Origin of the sequence: Acidobacterium sp. S8 (assembly GCF_009765985.1) — a bacterium.
In the GTDB taxonomy this organism is placed as follows: domain Bacteria; phylum Acidobacteriota; class Terriglobia; order Terriglobales; family Acidobacteriaceae; genus Alloacidobacterium.
Map to the genome: position 1 here is coordinate 219769 of NZ_LMUM01000027.1, position 21598 is coordinate 241366.

The following is a 21598-nucleotide window of genomic DNA, read 5'->3' on the forward strand; positions in this document are numbered from 1 at the left end:
ACTCTGCTGCAGCGCTGCGGGAAGCAGCTTTACTCTTGATATTCTGCGGTGTCGTGGTACGGTGTGAACAGCAAATATGCCCCACCGAGTAAGGAAACACACCTTTAATTATTCAGGTTATCGGAGCAAGCCGCACACCTTAGGGATTTTGGCTAAGTCGATCTTTGCCTGTACTACGGGCGTCTTCCTTTGCAGTTTGCCGGTCTTTACATGTCACGGTCAACAGACGACGCCAGATGCAGCAGTGGTGCAGCCCGGTGCACCGGGAACTCCAAGCAGGCGCCTCCCTCCCTCTACACCCGCCGTAGTGCCGCAGCGCTCGCAGGCAGATATCGAATTCATGCAGGGCATGATTATGCATCATTCACAGGCAGTGGAGATGACGGCCCTGATTTCATCGCGGACAGAGAATAAAGAAATTCGTGCCCTTGGCGCGCGCATCAGTCTTTCGCAGAGCGACGAGATGAAGTTTATGAAGCGTTGGCTCGTTTCGCGTAATGAGCCCGTCTCGATGTCGATGCCTGGGATGCCGGAAATGGATAAGAGTGGCAGTTCAATGCGCATGCCGGGGATGCTGACGCCAGAGCAGATGAATGCACTGCAGCAGGCTAGAGGTGCGGAATTTGATCGGGAGTTCCTAACGGGAATGATTCAGCACCACAAAGGGGCTTTGGTAATGGTAAAAGACCTATTTGATACGCCCGGTGCCGGCCAGGACGCTGAGTTGTTCGACTTTGCTACGGATGCGGATAACACGCAGCGTGCTGAGATCAGGATTATGGAAAACATGTTGAAGGAGAAACGATGAACCGAAAGCAGGCTCTCGCTTTTCGTTTGTTTGGTGTAGCTTTTTCAGTCGCGGTGATGTATTTCAATGTGGGCCCTCTGCGCGCGCAGGCACCCACCGCCCCTGCGGCTAAGCCCGCTCCAGCCGAAGAAAACCCGTTTGCGCCCCAACCAGCAACACCGCTGCCGCCTGGAATGACCGGCTCGACAACGAATGATCCGCGCGTAGGCCTGAAACCCGGGCTTTACGATGCGGGTGAAGCTGCGATGGGCATGGAACACATCGCATTCCTGAGGAAGCCGGACGCATTTCAGTTATCTTCGAATCAGCCAGATGATCCTGCTGTCCAGAAGACACTGGGTATGCTCGGTATTGGCAATAGCGCCAAAATTCCAAAGCCGATGCAACTAGTGATTGCGCAGCTTGCCTTTGCGAATTCAGATTTCGCCTTTCAGGGAACCCACTTGTTCCAGGGCAATTTTTATGGTGTGAATTTCTACGATATTTCAAATCCGGCGAAGATATCGCTGGTTACATCATTGGTCTGCCCGGGCGGCCAAGGCGATGTCTCGGTCCACGGAAATCTACTTTTCATGTCGGTGGAGATGCCGAACGGACGGTTGGATTGCGGGAGCCAGGGCTTCCCGCCATTGCCTCCACCCGAACCCGGCCATGAGAAAGACCGCAGGCTGCCGGTCGCGAGCCCGGATCGTTTTCGCGGTGTGAGAATTTTCGATATTTCAGACATCAGGAATCCAAAGCAGGTGGCGGCAGTGCAAACTTGCCGCGGATCACACACGCACACGCTGGTTGAGGATCCAAACGACAAGGATAACGTCTATATCTATGTTTCTGGAACATCCTTCGTGCGACAACCAGAAGAGCTCGCAGGTTGTTCCGGTGAGGCTCCGGATAAAGATCCGAACACGTCTCTATTTCGAATCGATGTGATCAAGGTTCCGATTGCGGATCCATCGCAGGCCAAGGTGATTTCAAGCCCGCGGGTGTTTATTGATCCACGCACCGGTGCTCTCAATGGCCTGAACAACGGAGGAAGCCACGACCAGGGAGCAGAGAAACCTGCGGACACCAACCAATGCCACGACATTACCGTCTATTCGGCCATCGGACTTGCTGCCGGCGCGTGTTCTGGAAACGGTATCCTGCTCGATATTAAAGACCCGGTGAATCCAAAACGTGTGGACGCCGTAAATGACCCGAATTACTCGTATTGGCATTCGGCATCATTTTCGAACGATGGAACTAAGGTGGTGTTCACCGACGAATGGGGAGGCGGCCTTCAACCACGTTGCCGTCCAACGGATCCGATCAAGTGGGGTGCTGACGCGATCTTCAATCTGAAAGACGACAAGCTCTCGCTTGCGAGCTACTATAAAATGCCTGCTGCGCAGACTGAAACCGAGAACTGCGTCGCCCACAATGGATCGCTGATACCAATTCCTGGACGCGACATTGAAGTCCAGGCCTGGTATCAGGGCGGCATCTCGGTAATGGACTTCACAGATGCGGCACATCCCTTCGAAATCGCCTATTTCGATCGTGGACCGATCGATTCCAAGACGGTCATCTTGGGCGGAGACTGGTCCGCGTATTGGTACAACGGTTACATCTACGGGTCAGAGATCGCGCGTGGATTAGACGTATTCAAGCTCGTGCCGAGCAAATTTTTGACGCAGAACGAGATTGATGCGGCCAATCTGATCCAGTTCAGTGAGCTCAACGTGCAGAATCAAAACCAGATTATCTGGCCCTCTCGACTGATTGTTGCGCATGCTTACCTGGATCAGTTGGAAAGATCCCATGCGCTGCCGTCAAAGCAGATCAAATCTCTCAATAAAGCAATCGGACACGCGGAGAAATCGCATCTGGGCAAAAAAGATGTGGCAAAGCTTAGCAGCAAGGCAACGTCTGTGGAGTCAGAGGCGTCAGCGGCAAAGAATCCTGAAGATGGTAAGCGACTGCATGCGCTATCACTGATATTGCAGAATCCGACGGTCTGATAGTTGTCATGAAGAGGGTTTCAAGCAGAAGCTATCCAAACTGAATTGATTTGACCGGTTTCGTCCATACCCGCTCTCAGAGGCGATCACAGTTGTTCGTGAAATAGGTGATCGCTCTTGAGAGAACGGATCTCGATATGCGCTCGAGCGAATGAGGTGTGGCCGCTTCGGCTCGCGGTATCGACTGGCATTGGTAAATTGTTCCCCTACAAGCTGACCTCGAATTTCCTACCTATAAACCTGGTCTCCCACATTCGGTTTGAATCTTATATGCCGGACAGGACATCGTTAAAGATGCGTTAGCTGTTGACGCGGGAAGGTTCGTCCATTGTCCGACTCGCAAATCGATATCAGTGGACCACTTGGTTTTAGCGGGTTCTTTTCTCTGATTCCAAATGAGATAATGGAATGAGAGCAATCGGACGGCGTTAGCTGTAAGGACAACCGTAGCTTGCACTTTGTCAAACGCCAGTCTTTCGATTCGTCGGGCATACAACGCTTAAGGTCAGGGAGATATGAATACAGTCGGCCAGCATCCTCTTCAAAAGATCCTCGAAAGCCGAATCGCCATTATTGACGGCGCGATGGGAACGACGATCCGCACCTACAACATGAAGGAAGCTGACATCCGTGGAGACCGCTTCAAGGATTCACGAAAAGACCTGCTGAACAACGGCGACCTTTTCACGCTGACTCAGCCGGAGATGATCGGCGATATCCATCGCCGATTTCTGGAGGCTGGTGCCGACATCATCGAGACGAACACGTTCGGTGCGACTAGCATCTCCCAGAGCGAATTCTTCGTAGACGATCCGCGGGAGCACGGCGGCCGAAAGGACCCTGCGTTCTATCAAAAGATCATCGACGATCCCTTCCTGAACGACCTTGCATGGGAGATCAATGAGCAGTCGGCGCGGCAGTGCCGAAACTGGGCTGATCGTCTCTCAAACGAAACTTCGCGTCAACGGTTCGTAGCGGGCGCACTGGGACCTCTTACCGTATCTCTTTCGAACTCGCCCGATGCCGATGATCCAGGCTTTAGGGTGATCACCTTCGATCAGGTTAAGTCTGCCTACGCACATCAGGCGCGTGCTCTCATCGCAGGTGGTGCAGACCTTCTCCTGATAGAAACAATCTTCGATTCACTGAATGCGAAGGCGGCACTCGTCGCTATCCGTGACGTGTTCGATCAGGATGGCCACGAATTGCCTGTGATGATCTCTGCGGCAGTGGGTCGCGGCGGAGAAACCATGATCTCCGCACAAACGGTTGAGGCGTTCTGGAATGCGGTGCGCCATGCAAAGCCTCTATCGGTCGGACTGAACTGCTCTCTTGGCCCTGATCTGATGTATCCGTTCCTGGAAGAGCTTTCAGAGAAGGCGGACGCGGCGATCTCCTGCTATCCGAACGCAGGTCTGCCAAACCCGCTCTCCCCGACGGGCTTCGATCTGGAGCCGCCTGACATGGCGCGCTATCTGGGTGACTTTGCGCGAGGTGGACTGATTAATATTGCCGGCGGGTGCTGCGGCAACACGCCCGAGCATATCGCGGCTATCGCCAAAGCTCTGGATGGCCTGCCACCGCGCAGGCTCAGGGCGGACTCGGAAGTCGAATCCTACGTAAGCGAGAGCACAGTATGACCTTGCTCGCGGAGACAAAGCCTCTCCGCCTCTCAGGATCACAACCCTTTACTCAGCAGCCCGGCGTCTACATCATGATTGGCGAGCGAACGAATGTGGCAGGTTCGCCCAGGTTCGCGAAGCTCATCAAGGAGGGCAAATATGAGGAGGCGGTAAGCGTCGCCCGTCAGCAAGTTGAAAACGGGGCAAATGTCATAGACATTTGTATGGACGAGGGCATGATCGATGGCGTCATGGCCATGACACGCTTTCTGCAGTTACTGGGCAGCGAACCCGAGGTTGCGAAAGTCCCCTTCATGGTGGATTCCTCGAAATGGGAAGTCATTGAGGCTGGCCTCAAATGCCTGCAAGGTAAGGGAATCGTGAACTCAATCTCGCTGAAAGAAGGCGAAGAAAAGTTCCGGCAAAACGCAGCTATAGTACTCAAATATGGTGCCGCCGTTGTGGTGATGGCCTTCGACGAACAGGGCCAGGCTGCAACCTACGAGGATAAGATCCGCATCTGCGACCGGGCGTACCGGATTCTTACTGCCGAGGTCGGGTTTCCACCCGAAGACATCATCTTCGACCCAAACATTCTCACCGTTGCCACCGGCATGGAAGAGCACAACAATTACGCGGTCGACTTTATCAACGCTACCCGCTGGATCAAGGCCAACCTTCCGCACGCAAAGGTCAGCGGCGGCGTCTCAAATATCTCATTCAGCTTTCGGGGCAACAACAAGGTCCGCGAGGCCATGCACTCCGCATTTCTTTATCACGCTATTGCGGCGGGTATGGATATGGGCATCGTGAATGCCGGGATGCTTGAAGTCTACGAAGAGATCGAGCCGGAGCTGAAGGAACTAGTCGAAGACGTGCTGCTCAATCGCCGTCCTGACGGGACCGAGCGCCTGGTGGAATATGGCGAAAAGCTAAAGGCCGCGAGCGTTGGCGCAGTAGCGAGTGAAAAGAAGACCGAGGAATGGCGCAACGGCACGGTCGAGGAGCGCCTCTCTCACGCACTGGTCAAGGGAATCGACGCCTATGTCGAAATCGATACAGAAGAAGCTCGCGCCAAGCTAGGTCGCCCTCTTTTAGTTATCGAAGGCCCTCTGATGGCCGGTATGAGTGTAGTAGGCGATCTTTTCGGCGCTGGAAAGATGTTTCTGCCGCAAGTCGTTAAGTCTGCCCGCGTCATGAAGAAGGCCGTGGCATACCTCACCCCGTTCATGGAAGCCGAAAAGGCGGCAATGGCTGCGGCTGGTCAGGAAGTCAGGGCGCAGGGAAAGATCGTGCTCGCTACCGTCAAGGGCGACGTCCACGATATAGGCAAGAATATCGTTGGTGTCGTTCTCGCTTGCAACAACTATGAGGTCATCGACATGGGTGTAATGGTGCCTGCCGAAAAGATCCTCGAACGAGCGAAAGCAGAGAAGGCCGATGTGATCGGCCTTAGCGGTCTTATCACGCCGTCACTCGATGAGATGGTGCACGTTGCCCGCGAAATGGAACGTCAAGGTTTCACGGTGCCGCTGCTCATCGGGGGGGCTACTACAAGCAGGGCGCACACGGCGATCAAGATTGCCCCGCACTATAGCGAGCCTGTGGTTCACGTTGTGGATGCGAGTCGCGCGGTCCCGGTGACGACTAGTCTTTTGAGTGAGGAGGGCAGGCCGCGCTTTATAGAACAACATCGTGCCGAATACGAGGCCGTCCGCAAAGCCCACTCCTCGCCGCGGCAGAGCGTTGTTGATATCGAGACCGCCCGCTCAAGAAGAACTCCGATTGAGTGGCGTATAGAAGATCTGGCCGCGCCCGAGTTTACCGGCGTGCGCGTGCTGGATAATTTTCCTCTGTCGACCTTGCGCGACTTCATCGACTGGTCACCGTTCTTTCACACATGGGGACTGAAGGGCATCTATCCCCGAATTCTTGACGACGAAAAGCAGGGCGTTCAAGCCCGCCAGATTCTTACCGATGCCCATACTCTTCTTGATAAGATCATCGAAAAAAACCTGCTCACTGCGCGTGGTGTTTACGGCTTCTTTCCGGCAAACGCTGTCGGCGATGACGTTGAGTTATACGCGGACGATACCCGCAGCAAAGTCCTGGATCAATTTCACTTTCTGCGCCAACAGGCAAACCGGGAAGGCAATGAGCCGTGCCGCTCGCTTGCCGACTTTATTGCGCCGAAGAAAACCGGACTACCTGATTCCATCGGTGCTTTTGCAGTGACCAGCGGCATCGGCTTAAAAGCATTGGCCGATCGTTTCCGGGCCGACAACGACGACTACAGCGCAATTATGGCGGAGGCCATCGCCGATCGTCTGGCCGAAGCTTTTGCTGAATGCCTGCACAAGAAAGTGCGTGAAGAATGGGGCTATGGCCGGTGCGAAGGTTTGAGCAACGAGGAACTGGTCCAGGAAAAGTATCGGGGAATCAGGCCAGCTCCAGGTTATCCGGCCTGCCCGGATCACACAGAGAAGGGCACGATCTGGAATCTGCTCGACGTGCAGGCAAACACTGGAATACTCATTACTGAGTCCTTTGCAATGTGGCCCGGCTCAAGCATTAGCGGAATCTACTTTGCCCACCCGGAATCGCGCTATTTTAGCCTCGGCAAAATTGGCCGCGATCAGGTTGTCGACTATCAGAAACGTAAGGGGATGAGTCTGCCAGAGGTGGAGCGCTGGCTGGGCCCTAACCTCAACTATGACCCAGTGGAATAGTCACTCGACATCGTATTGAAGTTTCGATCAAAGCTTTGCTGGATGCCGACGCCTGATGTTCAAAGTGTTGCAGATTGCACGGGCGCGGCTGCATTATTTGCAGAGATGTTCTTCAAGCCAGCAATAAATCGTAACCGTATTGCGCAAAGTCCAGGCGAGCTGAACGGATCTGGGATGACCGGAAAATGTGCGCCAAACCATTCCTCTCGGAAGCGCGGTGGTTGGCTTACTCTTATCGTTTTTTTATCTATTTCAGTTTGCAGTTTTGCTCAGCAAAGCATCAGCGAATTACACCAGGCTTTCTCTGATCCTCCATCAGACAGCCGAATAATGATGCGTTGGTGGTGGTTCGGAGCTGCAATCACCAAGCAAGAGATTGAGCGGGAACTCGAAGAGATGAAGGCATCCGGTATCGGAGGAGTTGAGGTTGCCACGCTCTATCCTCAGGTGCTCGATGACCCCGCCGCTGGCTTTCACAATGTCTCTTTTCTTTCAGACGAATATATCGATGATTTGAGATTCGCCGGCGAGAAGGCAAAAGCGCTCGGGCTGAGAATGGATGTGACTCTCGGAAGTGGCTGGCCATTCGGTGGCCCACATATCCCGATTACGCAAGCGGCCGGGCGACTCCGCGTCGAAGCCGTTGTCATACCTCCCGCTAACAACACAATTCTGGCTCCGTCCCTTTCAGCCGGAGAGAGTCTCCTAAAAGTCTTTATCGTGCCCGCCGAGGGATCGGCGATGAAGTTGGCGGATGCGAAGTCGATGGATGAACTGCCAGTAGGAAGATTCAACGTCGTACCCGATGCCGAAAAAGTTCGCACCGCCCTCTTCTTTATTTCCAGCCGTACCGGAATGATGGTTAAGCGGCCTGCGGTGGGAGCCGCCGGATTTGTGCTCGATCATTATGACGCGCAGGCTATGGCGACACATCTCAAGGCTGTGGGGGATCGTCTTTTGCAGGCATTCCCGGATACGCCACCTTATGCCGTTTTCAGCGACAGCCTTGAAGACTATGGTTCTAACTGGACGCCACGTCTTCTTGCCGAATTTCGTAATCGTCGTGGTTACGATCTTTCCGTACATCTGCCAGCATTAATAGGCGACGCGGGGCCAGATACCGCAGCGATTCGTCATGACTGGGGATTGACATTGACAGAGCTGGCAAACGAAGGGTTTTTGCAGACGATGCATGCATGGGCACGACAGCATGGCACGCTGTTGAGATCCCAGACTTACGGTTTTCCTCCTGTCACACTATCGAGTAACCGTTTTGAAGACCTGCCTGAAGGAGAAGGAAAGGCGACGCTCAATATGTGGCGGGAATTCTCCGACGCCCGCTGGGCTGCATCTGCAGGACATTTGTACGGGCATAACGTGATCTCATCGGAAACTTGGACATGGCTGCACTCGCCAGCTTTTCGCGCCACTCCTCTGGATATGAAGGCCGAGGCGGATCTGCATTTTCTTCAGGGAATTAATCAGCTGGTTGGGCACGGCTGGCCGCTCTCTCCGGAGTTTGCTGGCGAGCCGGGTTGGCGTATGTACGCTGCAGCCGCGCTGAACACCCATAATCCATGGTTTTTTGTTATGCCGGATCTTGCGCGATATCTGCAGCGCGTGAGCTTTGTCCTCAGACTTGGAAGGCCGGCAAATGACATGGCACTCTTGCTGCCGAATGACGACGTGTGGGCATCTTTTAAGGTCGGAGTGGAGAAATCGAATCCGACATCATTCGCTGGCTTCGATGAAACTGGCAGTAACGTATCCATCGATGAGTCGATGAGTCAGGTCCTGGGAGATAACGTGATTCGCCAGGTTCTTGATGCGGGCTACAATCTCGATTTTATTGATGCAGATTCCATCGATATCGTTGGCATTCCATATAAGGTGTTGATTCTCCCGAATATCGAGCGAATTCCAGAAAAGACCTATACGAAGATCGCCGAATTCGCACGCAATGGTGGCATTGTTATAGCGACTCGGCAACTGCCCTCACAAGCGCCAGGCTATCTAAATAGTGAAGCGGAATCGATCCGCATCCAGCAGACATCGAAATCGTTGTTTCGCAGAAAACCAGCGACGGCGCATTTCATAGAGAAAGACGAGGATTTGGCCACCGTGCTGCGCAGTTCTCTCGAGCCCGATTTCAAGACCGATTCGGACTCCGCGAACGTCGGATTTATTCATCGGTCATTAAAAAATGGCGATCTTTACTTTATCGCCAATACAAGCAATCGGCATCTGCAAACACAAGCGCATTTTCGATCCTCATACAAACACGCCGAAGAATGGGATCCATTCACTGGCCATGTGTCAGGGCTACCGGATGCCAAGGTGATACCGCTCGATCTGGAGCCTTATGAATCGTGCCTGATCTTTTTCTCAAATGACGCGATGCAAGAGGCTTATCCGCAAAAGCTCCCCGCAACTCAAACGGTGGATGTCTCCTCAGGATGGCGCGTAACTTTCAATGATAAAAATCACACGACTGTCGAAATGCCCGAGTTACGCCAGTGGCAGCAATATCCTGCTCTTCGCTACTACTCTGGAACCGCCAGCTACGAGAAGACCTTAACGCTAGAGCGGGGCGCGAGTGCAGTGCTTGATTTCGGTGAAGGAACATCGGTCCCCATTCCGGATCCGCTGGGGGCACATAATATGCGCGCCTATCTTGAGAGTCCGGTGCGCGAGGCCGCGCAAGTTTTTCTGAATGGCCACTCTGCCGGATACGTGTGGCATCCGCCATACTGCATCGATTTGACGCCGCTGGTTAAGGAGGGACGGAATGATCTAAAGATCGTAGTCGGGAACACAGCGATCAATGCTCTGGCTGGTCAGAGTCAACCGGACTATCGCCTCCTCAATGCCCACTATGGCGTACTATTCGTGCCCCAGGATATGGATCATCTTGAGCCTCTGCCGTCCGGAATTACAGGACCGATCAAACTGATTGTCAGCAAACCAGTTCGTGAAAAAGCCCGATGAACGTCATGTCAATAGAAATATGTTGTCTCAGATGGAATATCGTCTCGATCCCGATTCTAGCGCTATCCCGTCGTTGCTAATCATGTTAGCTTCTGTGAGGCGAAATCTAGTGAGAACTGAGTCCGGCGTCCGGCACGTTTCCGGCGGTCACTAGCTTGTGCTGTACGTAATTGTAGGGAGGCACAGTGTTTCCCCGCAGCAGTGTGACACCAAGCTGAATGAGCCTGGGTCCGTAAGTATGAGCCTCGTGAGAAATCGACCCGATGAATGGACTCTTTGTCGCTCGCAGCTCCTCTAACGCTTCGGGAATGCAATCCTGTCCTACGATGGCCACCTGCTTTTCACGGCCCAGCTTACGTGTAGATTGCAATGCGCCGAGTGCGCTGGTGTCCGTAGCAGCGGCGATCAATACGCGCTCATCGCGTCCGTGATGCTGAAGAAAGTCAGCAACAACCTGTGCGCTTGTCTGACGCATGCCTCTACCTTCCAGCCGGACAAAGGCGCGTTGAGGAATGTTCGGCAGCAAGGAGCGAACGCCTTCAAACGCACCCGAGATGCGGCTCTGCACAAATGTACCTGCTTCAGTTACATCGAGACCGAGAATCCAATCTACCTTCCCTTTCCAGTAAAGAAGGGCGTGTTGAGCGAGCAGTTCGCCGGCTTCGTAGCCAACCTGAAAATTGTCTACGCCGAAATAAACCGCGCTGGGATGCGGTATATCCACCGCGATCAGGGGGATGCCTGCTCGCGAAATCGTGTGAGCAATCAAAGGAGATATCCGCTCTTCAATCTGAAATTCAATGACAAGGTCGACGCCTTCAGTGACAAACTCCTTTGCGTTGCGTAGCGCCGTCTCTGCATCGTAGCGATTATCCCGAATGATGAGCTCCACTCCCGAAGCCGCAGCCGCAGTCTTAAGGCTGTTTGAGACTGCTTCCGAAAAAGGCATTTCGGCACTTTCGCCTGCGAAGCCGAAGCGCATCTTTCTGGGGCGTGACACAAGCCGATAAGCTCCATCTGGGCTTTGCGCCATGTAGCCGCGATGAACAAACGTCTTAAGAATGCGATAGATGCTGGTCTTCGAAATCTGCAGTCGCTGATAAATGGCTTCCAGCGTCAGGGGTTTATTTTCCGACTCGAATAGCTCGAGAATGTCGAGCGATTTCGAAAGAATTGGTATCAAGTAGAGATGCTTGATCTTCTGCTGTGGCAAGTTCCCCTCGCGTTGTCGGAGTATAGCAACTGCATTTCCTATTGGAAGTGAATCTCCATGCCGGATAGCTGGAAACTAATGCAGAGAAGTAAGTGTGCGCGCCCAGTGAGTAAGCCGTGAAGGACTATTTGCCTTTCCTTCCAGCGTCGCCAGTTGGACGGCGAAATTTCCAATCGTGGAGCTCTCTGCAGCGCCGCAGGTAATTTCGAGGCCGGTGGCTTCGGCTGTAAGGCGATTCAGAAACTGATTCTGGTTGCCTCCTCCCACGATGGCCAGTCTCTTGAGCTTGCGTCCGGTCAACTGCTCCGCATCGCGAAGTGTCTCAGCATATCGAGCGGCTAAGCTATGAAAAATGAGGCTCGCAAAACGCGGCATCGCTGCTGCGGTTTCCGGAAGAGGAGCCACACCTTTCAGTGCTCTCTGTGCGTTGATGCGTGAGGCCATGGAGCCTGGAAGCCACAGGTCGGGGTCATCTACATCAAGCAGTTGCCCGGGATGAGGTTCCGCTTCAGCTGCTTCAATCAGCGCTGGCATGGACCACGTATGTGGTTCGGGGCAGAGCTGCAAGAGAGTCTGCTTCAGCAGCCACATCCCGTTGACATTTTTATGAAAGCATATGCGATTGCCTGCCGCTCCAAGGTTTGTGAATCCCGCGGCAAATGCTTCCGGCGTAATAACCGGAGCACCGAGCACCATTCCAAGTAGCGACCACGTACCGGAGCTGATGTAGGCCCAGTCGTCACCTTCTATCGGAATTGCCGAGACAGCTGAAGCTGTATCGTGGCAGGCTACAGCGATCAGGCGCGTATCGCCATACGTTTCTTGATGATTATCTCGGCCATGAACCTGTCCAATATCCGTTCCGGTCGCGACCAGCTCGGGCGCGCTTGCAAGGCTTAGTTCTGCCCGATCAAAGATTTCTTCGCTCCAGTGACCGCAACGCATATCTATCAGTCCGGTGTGTGTAGCGTTCGTGTATTCCGAAACAAGTCGTCCGCCGAATCCCGACAGGACATACTCTGGAAGATTCATCCATGGCGCCCCCTGATTTATGCCAGCTTTGCTGTCAGCCATCAATTGATACATGGTATTGATACGAAGCGGCTGGATGCCGCTATGCATGAACATCTCAAGATTCGGGTAGCGACTATGTAAGTCAGAGAATGTTGTTTCAGTGCGCGCGTCTCGATAGCAGTAGGGCTCGGAGATTGGCTCGTTATTCTCATCGAGCCTCACATAATCCACGGCCCATCCGTCAACGCCGATGGAAGCGATCGGATCGACACATTCATCGGCGCACCGCGTAAGCCCTTTCTCCAGTTCAGAAAGTATGCGCTGAAAATTCCAGTGCAGGGATGTCTGATTCGCAACAGGCGCGTTGCCAAAGCGATGCACCAGGGTTATCTCTGGTTTCTCACCCAGCCAACGCAGCAGAGAGACCCGGCAGCTCTCAGCGCCCAGATCAATGGCAATCAAGTTCGGGAAATCACTGCCGGGCATGTATGCGACCTACCGTAGAAACGCGTCCGTCAAACCGCCATCGACCGGAATAAGATGGCCGGTGGTGCAAGGGGCTTTCGGGCCAGCGAGAAACAAAATCGCCTCAGCGCACGTGCGCGGATCGATCGGGACATGCGTGAGAGTACGCTCTGCATAGAACTTCGCCAGAAGTGTGCGAAGCTCGTCATCGCCCATGGCCGTGTCAAACGAAATTCCATATTTTTTGAGAGACGCAATCACTCGGTCGCGAGGAAACATAGTGGAACCCTTCACTACCGTGGCAGGACTAATTCCGTTCACGCGGATAAGGGGCGCTTGCGACACTGCAAGTTCGCGGACCAGGTGGCTGAGAGCCGCCTTACTGACGTCGTACGCTTCAGAGCCGCGCTTCGGCACCACAGCGTTCGCGGAACTGGTGAGCACAACACTCGCCGTGAGTCCCTGATCCCGTAACAACGATCCGATTTCTTCGACGAGAAGGAAGTTTGCGGTGACATTTACTTCGAGGGTCAATGCCCATTGAGCATCGGAGATTGCACCGGTAGGTGAAGAGGGAAACAGCGCGGCCGTGTTTACTACGATATCGAGGCCGCCAAATTGTTTCACTGTCTCCTGCATGGCTTCGCGAATCGATTCGCGGCTGCGTATATCCACGGGGGCGGCAGCGGCAGCTTCTTTGCCCGCAATCTTTTTCAACTCTTCTGTTACCGTTGTGGCTCCGTTGAAATCGCGATCAGCAACGACAACGTGAGCGCCGCGTTCGGCGGCGAGCAGCGCAACCTCTCGCCCTATCCCGCTGCCCCCACCTACGATGAGGACGATTTGACGGCTCAGCTCTTTTTCCGGTGGTTGCCGACGAATCTTGGCTTCCTCTAGAGCCCAGTATTCGATACGGAAAGCTTCAGAGGATGGCAGAGCGACATAGTTACTGAAGGTTTGGAACGCCTGCGCCAGCGCATCCGGCCCGCATTGAGGCAGGCTCGAAGGAGCCGACTGCCCTTCAAGCGCAGCCGCTCCTTTCATCACGTGAATTGCATTGACATAAAATTCACCGGTAATTCGCGATTCTGGTTTGTTCTTGCCAAAACTGAACATCCCAAGGCCAGGAATCAGCACAACCGTAGGATTCGGATCCCGCATGGCCGGGGAAGCAGGCTCTGCATGTTTTCGGTAGTAATCGCCATATTCCTCGCGATACGTCGCCAGTCGCTCATCAATTTGCTTCTTTAATGCATCGACGCCACTTGTGGGATCCCATGGCACATACATCGGACGGATTTTCGTGCGGATGAAATGATCCGGGCAGCTTGTGCCTAGATAGGCAAACTTTTCAGCATGAGCTGCGTTTGTAAATTCAAGCACCTCCGGCAGATCAGAGTAGCTGCCAATCAGTCGTTTCTGCGCCGAAACGCGACCACGAAGATACGGCATAACCTCAAGTGCAACGCGCAGACGATTCGGGAGCGTTTCATCTTTCGTGGCTCCAAAAGCTACGCCGCCTCTTTTCTCAAGATGTTCTTCAATGAAGGCTGTGAGCTGGTCGATGATAGTGATGGTGTTCAGATAGCATTCACGCTGGGTTTCTCCCCAAGTGAAAAGTCCGTGGCCACCGAGTATTACTCCATCCGCCTCCGGCTGCTTTTCCACGGCGCGTTTCAACATCATGCCGAGTTCAAAACCGGGGCGCTGCCAGGGAAGCCACACGAGTTTATGTTCGTATCTCCGATTGAACTCTTCCATTTTTTCGTGACCATTCGCAGCCGCCGCAAGCGCAATGGCACAATCGGGATGCAGGTGGTCTACGTGAGGAAATGGCAGGAAGCCATGCAGTGGCGTATCGATAGACGCCGCCACTGGATTGAGACCATAAGTGCAGAGAGAGTAATACGACACCATTTCATCTTCGCGCTCCACGCCCGCATAGAGCTCTTCCAGCGCACGAAGCTTTTCCATATAAAGCGTGGCAAAGCCTGAGCGTTGAATACTGCCGAGATCTCCTCCGCTACCTTTCACCCAGAGCACACTAGTATCGCGGCGCGTTAGCGGGTCCTTCATAGGAATTTTCGAACTCGTGTTGCCACCGCCGAAATTGGTGATGCGAAGATCTGACCCGAGCAGATTGGACCGATAGCGCAAAAGCTCAGGCTCATCCATGCCTGCGGCGGTTTCAAAGTTCCATCGGTCTTCCAGATAGATCAGTTTGGTACGCTCTTCTTGAGCAGTTGACGCACGCATAGTTCCTCACTTCTTCGCCGGCAGTCGATACAAGCCGACATTATTTAGATATCCGGCGAAATCAGGCGTACGTGCTTGATCGCGCCGCATTCCGCTCGGCCCGTTCCGACTCGATGCGCTCTATGTAGCCGCTCTCGCGCAACGCCGTCAGTGGATTTGGATGAAGACCACGTTTGATTCTCCACTCGGCCAGCATGGGCCGCACATCGATCCAGAAGGCAGAACGCAGACACTCTTCAGCATCTACAATTTGCCCTTCGCTTTGTAATTCGGCCAATCTTTGCCGGTCGACGAGGCAGGCTTTCAAATATATCTCCTGGGCGGCCATGACCGTTTGCACCATAGCCTCCATCTTGCCCTTTAGGTTATGGCTTTGGTCGATCATGAAGGCAATTTGCGCCATCAACATTGGATCCGGTTCATTTAGAATTTCGTGAAAAATTCTGAAGACCTGATATGGATCGATGGAGCCGATAGTAAGATCGTCGTCCGCGTAGCGCCGATCGTTGAAATGAAAGCCGCCGAGAAGCTCCGTATGCAGGAGCCAGGCCACGATCTGCTCAATATTCTGGGACTGATAATGATGGCCAGTATCTACGAGCACGCGAGCCTGCGGACCGGCAGCGCGAGCCAGTTGCGCAGCCATGCCCCAGTCCGCGATATCAGTGTGATAGAACGCAGGCTCGAAGGGCTTGTATTCAATTAGCAGTCTCTGATCGGGAAGCAGCTCGCCATGGGCTATCTGCAATGCTTCTTCCAGCCAACCAATCCTCTTGCGAATGCTTTGCGAGCCGGGATAATTGGAACCATCTGCTACCCATAGTGAAATATCGGTCGCATTTAGCTCTCTTGCAATTCGCGCCGATTCAATCAGGTGATTGATCGCCATCCTGCGGACAGAGCCGTCTGGATTGCAGATGGATCCAAGCTTATATTCCTGATGCTGAAACAAATTAGGATTAATCGATCCCGGCCTTATGCCGTAGCGCACCGCCAGCTGTTTTACTTTCGGCACATCTGCCGTGCTTTCAGGAAGGTCCCAGAGAACATGAAGAGCCATCTGCGGAGTCGCACCCGTCAATGCGTTTACCTGAGATGCGTCCGCAAACTTTTCTTCAAGCGTGGTAGCTGCGCCGGGCTGCAGAAATTTGCCGAACCTCGTGCCGGTGTTGGCGAATCCCCAGGAAGGAATTTCAATTTTGAAATTATCCAGAGCTGCCGCTGCCTCCCGGGCGCGATCGTTGTTCTCCATACTCCCTCCCAGCTAAGGTGAGCCTATCCCAAGCGAAGTGTAGCCGCGCACCCAAGCAATTTCAATAGAAATGTTTTTTCAATTTAATATGCCCTGCGTTAGGATGGCGATGCGCGACACTCGGTTTATTTGCCGGCATTTGATTCGAGGTGCAATGTGGGTCCTAATCCATTCATTGGAGTAATCTATCACTGGATCGGAGGATTGGCTTCCGCCAGCAACTTCATTCCTTTCAGACCAATCAAGCGATGGTCATGGGAAATTTACTGGATCATCCAGGGTTTTGCGGCATGGATCGTTGCTCCTCTTCTCATCGCGCGGATATTTGTGCCTGATGTGGCGCACATTCTGCGTCACTCGCCGTCGCCTGCTTTCTTCCATGCAATCTTTTGGGGTGCCCTTTGGGGTATCGGCGGCCTCACGTTTGGCCTATCAATCCGTTATCTCGGAATCGGGCTGGGATATGCCATTGCCCTTGGCTTCTGCACGGCGTTCGGAACCTTGATGCCCCCGTTGTTCAGCGGACAGATTCCGACAATTGCTCGTCAATCCGGTGGCCGTTTCATTCTGTTTGGCGTATTCATTTGCCTGGTTGCGATTGCGGTGAACGGGCTTGCAGGTTTTTTGAAAGAGCAGGAAGTGCCATCGGAAGAGAGAGCGGCACTTGGCGAGCGGGATTTTTCTTTCGGAAAGGGATTAGCGGTCGCCGTCTTTGCGGGAATCATGAGCGCATGCTTTGCCTATGGATTGAATGCCGGCAAGCCCATCGCTCTCATAGCCCGCGATCATCTGCTTGCCACCGGCAGAGCTGATCTCTGGCAGAACCTTCCCGTTCTCATTGTTGTTTTGTGGGGTGGATTTTTCACAAATTTTGTGTGGTCACTATTTCTGATCATCAGAAACAGGTCTGCGAGACAATTCTTCGGAGCACCAGGTTCAAATCCGATGGGAACTGCCATCACCGGCGAAACACTTGTCTCCATCGATCCCACAAACATCGCAGGCGAACTCCGCTTGCCGCCGTCTGCACTCGTGCGAAATTATCTTCTGGCTTCGCTTGCAGGCGTGATTTGGTACTTCCAGTTCTTCTTCTATTCGATGGGTCAGACCAAAATGGGGAAGTATGACTTTTCAAGCTGGACGCTGCACATGGCCAGTATCATCATCTTCGCTACTCTTTGGGGCATCGCATTGAAGGAGTGGCGCGATACCGCTCTTCGCACGCGATTATGCGTCACCTGCGGGCTGTTTTTGCTGGTTTTTTCAACCGTTATCGTGGGTTATGGGAACTATCTGATGGCACGATGACTGCGAGATTTTCCAAACGCATTCTCGGTAGGTCATTTTTCAAAAGGAAAACAATTTTATTTTCGGATTTATTTCTCAGCATGTTATGCTTCATGGCGTTTTGATCAGTCTGCTTAAACCACAGGAGAGCGACCACAGAATGAAGTGGAAAATGAACACCAGGATTCCCGGAGCTGCAGCGAAAGCGTTCGTATCAACTGCTATATGGTTCGCCTGCGCAGCTGTCGTTGTCGCGCAGAATGGCAGCGACCCGCTCAAAACCGGTTTTCAGAATCCGCCGGAGAGCGCTCGTCCACGGGTCTGGTGGCACTGGATGAACGGCAATATCACGAAAGAAGGAATCAAGCTCGATCTGGAATGGATGCATCGGGTCGGCCTCAGCGGATTTCAGAACTTCGACGCTGCCCTGGCAACTCCGCAGGTCGTGGAACATCGCCTCGCCTACATGACGCCGGAATGGAAAGACGCTTTCCGCTATGCGACGACGCTGGCCGATCAATTGCACATGGAAGAAGCAATTGCCGGTTCTCCCGGATGGAGCGAAACAGGTGGACCGTGGGTTCCGCCATCCCAGGGGATGAAGAAGTATGTTTGGAGCGAGACGCCGGTAGAGGGCGGCAAACCGTTTACCGGCAAGCTGTTCCACCCGCCCACGAGCACGGGTCCATTCCAGGATGTGGGAACTCACGATTCCAGCGCCGCGCCAGCTGGATCTGCAAAGACTCCCGAGTTTTATGCCGACGCAGCCGTAGTTGCTTATCGCCGGCCTGCAGATGACATTTCCGTTGAAGATCTGCACGCGAAGATGACAGCGAGTGGCGGATCGCCGGATAAGGTGATTCTGAGTGATGGCGATCTCGAAAAAACTACCAAGCTTCCCATTCCTGCAGCTGGGCAGAGTGCATGGATTCAATATGAATTCGATCAGCCCCACGCAATCAATGCCATCACCATCGCCACGAAGGGCGTAGACAGAATCACCACCATAGTGACCGGCATCAGCAACCCGGCTATCTCATTCGAGGCCAGCGATGACGGAAAGACTTACCATACGGTGGTTGCATTGCCCGAAGGTGGGGACCCGGAAAATACAGTTTCGTTTCCTGAAGTGAAGGCGAAGTTTTTTCGCGTTGCTTTCAAGCGCACTCCGCCGCCGCCTCCTCCCGCATGGGCAAGCGGCATAGATCCGGCATCCTTGGGTGTAAAGGCCAGAACTCCCCCCACGGATTATGAAATCGCCGAACTCGTCCTTCATCCCGGCGCTCGAGTAAACAGGTTTGAGGATAAAGCCGCATTTACAACTCAGTCGGACCTCTATCAGTTTGCGACTCCAACAGTCGATCAAAATTCCGCGATCGTGAAGTCGGACGTGATCGATCTCACCTCGAAGATGAACCCGGATGGAACATTGAACTGGACACCGCCGCCTGGCAATTGGGTTGTGCTCCGCTTTGGATATTCGCTGCTCGGCATCACCAATCATCCTGCAACCGCCGAGGCGACTGGTCTTGAGGTCGATAAGCTGAATAGCGGCTATGTCAAAAATTATATGAATGGCTATCTCGATAGTTATAAGGAGACCGTTGGCGCTGACATGATGGGGAAGCGCGGAATCCGTTATGTGATTACCGATAGCTGGGAGGCGGGCTCGCAGAACTGGACGGACGATATGATCGCCGAATTCACGAAGCGCCGCGGTTATGACCCAAAACCGTGGATGCCTGTTCTCGCAGGCCGCGTCGTAGGAAGCGCCGAATCCAGCGATCAATTCTTATGGGACTTCCGCAAGACCATCGCCGACCTGATCGCCGACGAGCATTATGGGCAGGTGCAGGCATCGTTGCAAGAACGGGGCATCGGCCATTACGGCGAATCGCATGAAAGCGAGCGCGCTTTTGTAGCCGATGGCATGGAAGTTAAGAAGCTCGACGACATCCCCATGAGTGCCATGTGGACGCAGACTCCAGGTGTCAATAAGGAACAGTACGGCTACAACGCAGACGACAGGGAATCGGCGTCTGTAGCGCACATTTATGGACAGAATCTTGCGGCAGCGGAATCTCTTACGGCTTCAGCCGCACCCTGGGCCTGGTCACCCGCTACGCTAAAGCCCACGGCCGATCAGGAATTACTGAACGGCATCAATCGCTTCGTCATTCACGAGTCGGCACATCAGCCGCTCATCGGCAAAGCGCCCGGGCTCACCCTTGGGCCTTTCGGACAATGGTTCAACCGGAATGAAACATGGGCGGAAGAAGCTGGGCCATGGGTCAACTACCTTGCACGCAGCAGCTACCTTCTGCAGCAGGGACACTTCGGAGCCGATCTCATTTATTTTTATGGGGAAGATTCCAACCTGACGGCGATTTTCGCCGATAAATCACCTGATGTTCCCGCCGGATATGGTTTTGATTACATTAACGCTGATGGCTTGATTCACGAACTGAGTGCCTCCGATGGACGCATTACCACGAAGAGTGGAATGAGCTACCGCGTTCTCTGCCTCGATCCATACAGCCGTCACATGTCGTTGCCGGTACTGAAAGCGATCTACAAGCTGGTGGAGGATGGCGCAATCGTGGCGGGACCGAAGCCGTCGGACGATCCCAGCCTGGCTGATGATCAATCGGAATTCCGCAAGCTGAACGACGAACTCTTCGGCGATGGAACCGGTATACACAAAGTAGGCAAAGGCGGCGTGTACGCGGGAACCAGTCTGTCTGAAGTATTCAGCGCATTAGAGCTCACTCCGGATTTCGACTACACGAAGCCACAAGCTGACACTCGCATTCTTTTCGTTCACCGCAAGCTTGCCGATGGTGACATCTACTTCCTAGACAATCGCAGTGACAATGTTGCTGCGGTGGATGCCACCTTCCGCGTGGCTGGTCGCACGCCCGAGTTGTGGTACGCGGAAACCGGAAACGTCAAGCCTGTTTCCTACAAGACCGTGGAGGGTCGTACCACCGTCCCGCTTCACTTCGAGCCATGGGGAACGGTCTTCGTAGTATTTCGTAACACCGCAAAGAAACCATCCGTGACGCTGCCGGAAATCTCCGAAACCAAGCTGGAAACCGTCGATGGACCGTGGAATCTGAATTTTCAAGCAGATCGCGGCGCTCCGCCATCTATCACCATGAATGCGCTTTCATCGTGGAGCGACAACGCGAACGCGGGCATCAAGTACTTTTCGGGTACAGGGACCTATACAAAAACCATTCAAGCCTCGAATGATTGGTTCAAAAAAGGCACAACACTATGGATCGATCTTGGCGACGTTAAAAACTTGGCCGAGGTCACTGTAAACGGTAAGCCCCTTGGCATCGTGTGGCATGCCCCCTACCGTCTGGATGTGACGAGTGCCCTGAAGCCCGGAAATAATGAAATCTCCATCAGAGTTACAAACGCATGGGTAAATCGTCTGATTGGTGATCAGCAACCAGATGCGGATGAGAAGTACACGTTCACTGATGTGAAGCCCTATCGAGCAAATTCACCTCTGCTTCCGTCAGGATTGCTCGGACCGGTTCAGGTGATTTCTGCGAGTTCAAGAAAGGAATAAGGTCTTGACGCTAGTTTGATCAACAATATTTTCCGGTAAGGTTCCGCAGACGCTTCCGCGGCGCTCACGCATCGGAGAGATGAACTAATGGTTCGTATATCTTCGTATTGCCGGCCTGGTGTGGATGCTGGCTTTCGCGGAGTTGGTCCGCTGGGACTTCTTGGTAATGAGCGCCGGGCACAACTCGACGTTCCCGGCTACAGAAACGTGGACGCCTCGCTTTTCCGGACATCTGGTATCTGGGAATCGCTCAGCTTCCAGCTTCGCGGCGAGGTCAGCAACGTCTTCAACCTGACCAACCTGGCTACGCTTTTAGCTGCGATGAATAGCTCTATCTTCGGCGAGGTAAGGTGAAGCGGTGGTAACAACCGCGGGACGAAC

The 21598-nt window shown here is 53.6% G+C and carries 12 protein-coding genes; 8 read left to right on the top strand and 4 right to left on the bottom strand.

All coding sequences use genetic code 11. The annotated features are described in order from the left end of the window. The first annotated feature begins 76 nt into the window (after positions 1-76). The 5 genes from GSQ86_RS11225 to GSQ86_RS11245 all read left to right on the top strand — a co-directional run bounded on the left by GSQ86_RS11225 (position 77) and on the right by GSQ86_RS11245 (position 10147). Entirely contained in the window at positions 77-808 is a 732-nt protein-coding gene (locus tag GSQ86_RS11225; RefSeq protein WP_158750023.1) for a DUF305 domain-containing protein, read from the top strand. Beyond that, complete coding sequence (locus tag GSQ86_RS11230; RefSeq protein ID WP_216841118.1) at positions 805-2808, top strand: LVIVD repeat-containing protein; 2004 nt, start codon at positions 805-807, stop codon at positions 2806-2808. Before GSQ86_RS11225 ends, GSQ86_RS11230 begins: the two co-directional genes overlap by 4 nt. Before the next feature lie 515 nt (positions 2809-3323). Then, positions 3324-4448, top strand: coding sequence for a homocysteine S-methyltransferase family protein (locus GSQ86_RS11235; protein ID WP_158750024.1), 1125 nt, complete (start codon positions 3324-3326; stop codon positions 4446-4448). Next, complete coding sequence (gene metH / locus GSQ86_RS11240; RefSeq protein WP_158750025.1) at positions 4445-7159, top strand: methionine synthase; 2715 nt, start codon at positions 4445-4447, stop codon at positions 7157-7159. Before GSQ86_RS11235 ends, metH begins: the two co-directional genes overlap by 4 nt. Positions 7160-7333: 174 nt before the next feature. After that, positions 7334-10147 carry a glycosyl hydrolase gene (locus GSQ86_RS11245; protein WP_256366832.1) on the top strand — a complete coding sequence of 938 codons (2814 nt, stop codon included), beginning with the start codon at positions 7334-7336 and terminating at the stop codon, positions 10145-10147. Positions 10148-10253: 106 nt separating this feature from the next. Here GSQ86_RS11245 and GSQ86_RS11250 read toward each other — a convergent pair whose 3' ends face one another. From GSQ86_RS11250 to GSQ86_RS11265, 4 genes are all read right to left on the bottom strand, one after another. After that, complete coding sequence (locus GSQ86_RS11250; RefSeq protein ID WP_158750027.1) at positions 10254-11360, bottom strand: substrate-binding domain-containing protein; 1107 nt, start codon at positions 11358-11360, stop codon at positions 10254-10256. 75 nt (positions 11361-11435) lie between these two features. Next, positions 11436-12860, bottom strand: coding sequence for a rhamnulokinase family protein (locus tag GSQ86_RS11255; RefSeq protein ID WP_158750028.1), 1425 nt, complete (start codon positions 12858-12860; stop codon positions 11436-11438). Between the two features lie 9 nt (positions 12861-12869). Then, on the bottom strand, positions 12870-15095 hold the full coding sequence (locus GSQ86_RS11260) for a bifunctional rhamnulose-1-phosphate aldolase/short-chain dehydrogenase (RefSeq protein WP_158750029.1): 2226 nt from the start codon (positions 15093-15095) through the stop codon (positions 12870-12872). A gap of 61 nt (positions 15096-15156) precedes the next feature. Further along, positions 15157-16347 (bottom strand): TIM barrel protein, encoded by a 1191-nt coding sequence (locus GSQ86_RS11265; protein ID WP_158750030.1) that lies wholly within the window; start codon positions 16345-16347, stop codon positions 15157-15159. Positions 16348-16503: 156 nt separating this feature from the next. Here GSQ86_RS11265 and GSQ86_RS11270 point away from each other — a divergent pair, with 156 nt between their 5' ends. From GSQ86_RS11270 to GSQ86_RS11280, 3 genes are all read left to right on the top strand, one after another. Beyond that, positions 16504-17655: an L-rhamnose/proton symporter RhaT gene (locus GSQ86_RS11270; RefSeq protein ID WP_158750031.1), complete on the top strand. Its 1152-nt coding sequence runs from the start codon at positions 16504-16506 to the stop codon at positions 17653-17655. 139 nt (positions 17656-17794) lie between these two features. Next, a complete protein-coding gene (locus GSQ86_RS11275; RefSeq protein ID WP_254062310.1) occupies positions 17795-21217 on the top strand; it encodes a glycosyl hydrolase in 3423 nt (1140 codons plus the stop codon). Between the two features lie 87 nt (positions 21218-21304). Further along, positions 21305-21571, top strand: coding sequence for a hypothetical protein (locus tag GSQ86_RS11280; RefSeq protein ID WP_158750032.1), 267 nt, complete (start codon positions 21305-21307; stop codon positions 21569-21571). The last annotated feature ends 27 nt before the right edge of the window (positions 21572-21598 follow it).

What these genes read in the sequence shown, in the direction of transcription:
- GSQ86_RS11265 (WP_158750030.1), bottom strand. Translation starts at nt 16,347, where the DNA reads ATGGAGAACAACGATCGCGCCCGGGAGGCAGCGGCAGCTCTGGATAAT.
- GSQ86_RS11275 (WP_254062310.1), top strand. Translation starts at nt 17,795, where the DNA reads ATGAAGTGGAAAATGAACACCAGGATTCCCGGAGCTGCAGCGAAAGCG.
- GSQ86_RS11235 (WP_158750024.1), top strand. Translation starts at nt 3,324, where the DNA reads ATGAATACAGTCGGCCAGCATCCTCTTCAAAAGATCCTCGAAAGCCGA.
- metH (WP_158750025.1), top strand. Translation starts at nt 4,445, where the DNA reads ATGACCTTGCTCGCGGAGACAAAGCCTCTCCGCCTCTCAGGATCACAA.
- GSQ86_RS11260 (WP_158750029.1), bottom strand. Translation starts at nt 15,095, where the DNA reads ATGCGTGCGTCAACTGCTCAAGAAGAGCGTACCAAACTGATCTATCTG.
- GSQ86_RS11245 (WP_256366832.1), top strand. Translation starts at nt 7,334, where the DNA reads ATGACCGGAAAATGTGCGCCAAACCATTCCTCTCGGAAGCGCGGTGGT.
- GSQ86_RS11225 (WP_158750023.1), top strand. Translation starts at nt 77, where the DNA reads ATGCCCCACCGAGTAAGGAAACACACCTTTAATTATTCAGGTTATCGG.
- GSQ86_RS11230 (WP_216841118.1), top strand. Translation starts at nt 805, where the DNA reads ATGAACCGAAAGCAGGCTCTCGCTTTTCGTTTGTTTGGTGTAGCTTTT.
- GSQ86_RS11255 (WP_158750028.1), bottom strand. Translation starts at nt 12,860, where the DNA reads ATGCCCGGCAGTGATTTCCCGAACTTGATTGCCATTGATCTGGGCGCT.
- GSQ86_RS11280 (WP_158750032.1), top strand. Translation starts at nt 21,305, where the DNA reads ATGGTTCGTATATCTTCGTATTGCCGGCCTGGTGTGGATGCTGGCTTT.